At 65.3% G+C, this 2,524-nt stretch carries 3 protein-coding genes and 1 rRNA gene; all 4 read left to right on the plus strand.

Going from position 1 to position 2,524, the window contains the following annotated elements; translation table 11 throughout:
• Window positions 1-145 precede the first annotated feature (145 nt).
• Window positions 146-259 (plus strand): 5S ribosomal RNA (gene rrf / locus C664_RS19900).
• A 166-nt stretch (window positions 260-425) separates the two neighbouring features.
• Complete coding sequence (locus C664_RS19905; protein ID WP_004294255.1) at window positions 426-794, plus strand: transposase; 369 nt, start codon at window positions 426-428, stop codon at window positions 792-794.
• Window positions 791-1,120, plus strand: coding sequence for an IS66 family insertion sequence element accessory protein TnpB (gene tnpB / locus C664_RS19910; RefSeq protein ID WP_004294256.1), 330 nt, complete (start codon window positions 791-793; stop codon window positions 1,118-1,120). The genes C664_RS19905 and tnpB overlap by 4 nt, the downstream gene beginning before the upstream one ends.
• Window positions 1,121-1,181: 61 nt before the next feature.
• Window positions 1,182-2,524 (plus strand): IS66 family transposase (tnpC, locus tag C664_RS19915; protein ID WP_004294257.1); only part of this gene is annotated, 1,343 nt, incomplete at its 3' end.

Genomic DNA, 2,524 nt, shown 5'->3' on the forward strand with positions numbered 1-2,524 from the left:
TAAGCTAACCGATACTAATTGCCCGTGTGGCTTGATCCTATAACCTTATTCAAGACAAACTCGTAACACCGGTGTCAAAAAACACCCAATCACACAACACTTCTTCCCGCTTTGGCCTGGATCAACCCTAGGTAACAAGTCAAAGTCTGACGACCATAGCTTTGTGGTACCACACCTTCCCATCCCGAACAGGACCGTGAAACACAAACGCGCCGATGATAGTGAGGATTGCCCTCGTGAAAGTAGGTCATCGTCAGACTAACCAAAAAAACGCCCAGCATCAAAACGATGTCTGGGCGTTTTTACGTCAACACAAAATAGATCCGAACAAACGGGCAGCGCGCGGTAAGCACCCGGCAAACCCACCTTCCCCCAGCCGCTTAGCCCATTGAAGATCGTGTCCATCAATTCTGATGGTGGACACTATGGATGTCGTCATCCCGCGCCGGACCCGGCGCACGCACAGCGAAGCCTTCAAACAATCGGTGATCTCGGCTTGCCGTGAGCCTGGCGTCTCGGTGGCGGGCGTGGCTCTGGCCAACGGCCTGAACGCCAACCAGGTCCATCGCTGGATGCGCGAGCGCGGGATCGCGCCGCCGAGCCGGCGCAAGCCGCTCAGCGCTGAGCTCACGACGCTGTCTGAGCCAGGCTTTGTGCCGGTGCGGGTTGCATCCGCCGTTGAGGCGCCGGTGATCCGCCTCGAGGCGCAGCGTGGCAACGCCCGCGTGAAGCTCGAATGGCCGCTCCAGGCGGCCGATGCCTGTGGCGCGTGGTTGCGCGAGTGGCTGGCATGATCCGCATCGAGGCGCTGTGGCTGTCGGCCGCGCCTTTGGACATGCGCGCAGGCATGGACACGTTGCTCGCGCAGGTGGTGCGCGTGTTCGGCGAGGCGCAGCCCCATCACGCCTATCTCTTCAGCAACCGGCGCGGCTCCCGCTTGAAGGTGCTGGTCCATGACGGCTTCGGGGTGTGGCTCGCATGCCGGCGCCTGAACCAGGGACGGTTTCACTGGACCGAGGGCCAGGGCGGTGTCGCACTCACCCGGGCGCAGTTCGATGCGCTGGTGCTTGGGCTGCCGTGGCAGCGGCTGGGCGACGGCGGTGTGATCCGGACACTCTGAACCCGCGCTATCGGCGGATGCCCCGATGGCGGCGGAGGCGTGCATCGGACATGATCGATCCATGCCACTGCCCGCCGACCTCGACCAACTGGATGCCGACACCTTGCGTCGCCTGCTCATCGAGCAGGAGCGCGAACTCGTGTGGCGCCAGACCAAGATCGAGCGACTCACGCATGAACTGGCGCTGCACAAGCGTCATCGCTTCGGCGTGAAGGCCGAGCGCCTGCCTACCGAGCAGGCCCAGCTCTTCGAGGAAACCGCCGAAGCCGACCTGGCGGCGATGAGCGAAGAGCTCGAGCAACTCCAGCCCAGTGTCGGCACGTCGACGCCCAAGGGCCAGGCCCGGCGCAAGCCGCTGCCGCCCGAGCTGCCGCGCACCGAGATCCGTCACGAGCCCGACTCGACCACCTGCGCCTGTGGTTGCCAGATGCGCCGCATCGGCGAGGACGTGGCCGAGAAGCTCGACTACACGCCGGGCCGGTTCACCGTCGAGCGCCACATCCGGGGCAAGTGGGCGTGTGCCGCATGCGAGACGCTGGTGCAGGCGCCGGTACCCGCGCACATCATCGACAAGGGCATCCCGACCGCCGGGCTGCTGGCCCAAGTGCTGGTGGCCAAATACCAGGACCATCTGCCGCTCTACCGCCAAGAAGGCATCTTCGGTCGGGCCGGGCTGGCGATCCCGCAATCGACGCTGGCCCAGTGGGTGGGCCAGAGCGGCGTGCATCTGCAGCCGCTGGTCGATGCGCTCAAGGCCGATCTGCTGGCGCACCCCGTGCTACACGCGGACGAGACCCCGGTGGCGATGCTCGACCCGGGTGCGGGCAAGACGCACCGCGCCTACCTGTGGTCCTACAGCGTCGGGGCGTTCGATCCGATCAAGGCGGTGGTCTACGACTTCGCCGACAGCCGCGCGGGCCGTCACGCCCAGGCGTTTCTGGGTAGCTGGCGCGGCACGCTGATCTGCGACGATTACGCCGGCTACAAGGCGCTGATCGCGCAGGGCGTGCGGGAGGCCGGCTGCATGGCGCACGCGCGGCGCAAGTTCTTCGATCTCACCGCCCAGGGCCAGAGCCAGATCGCCAGCGAGGCGCTCGAGGCCATTGGCCAACTCTACGGTGTCGAACGCGAAGCAGCTGAACTCGGCATCGATGCCCGACAGCGCTTGCGGGAATTGAGGGCCCGCCCCCTCCTCGAACGCCTGCATGCGTGGCTCTTGCAGCGGCGCACCCAGGTCCCCAACGGTTCGGGCATCGCCCGCGCCATCGACTACAGCCTCAAGCGCTGGGCTGCGCTCACGCACTATGTCGACGACGGCCGCGTACCCATCGACAACAACTGGATCGAGAACCAGATCCGGCCGATTGCGCTCGGGCGCAATTATGCGCGGCCCGCGATTATGCA

The organism is Thauera sp. 63 (assembly GCF_000310165.2).
In the GTDB taxonomy this organism is placed as follows: domain Bacteria; phylum Pseudomonadota; class Gammaproteobacteria; order Burkholderiales; family Rhodocyclaceae; genus Thauera; species Thauera humireducens.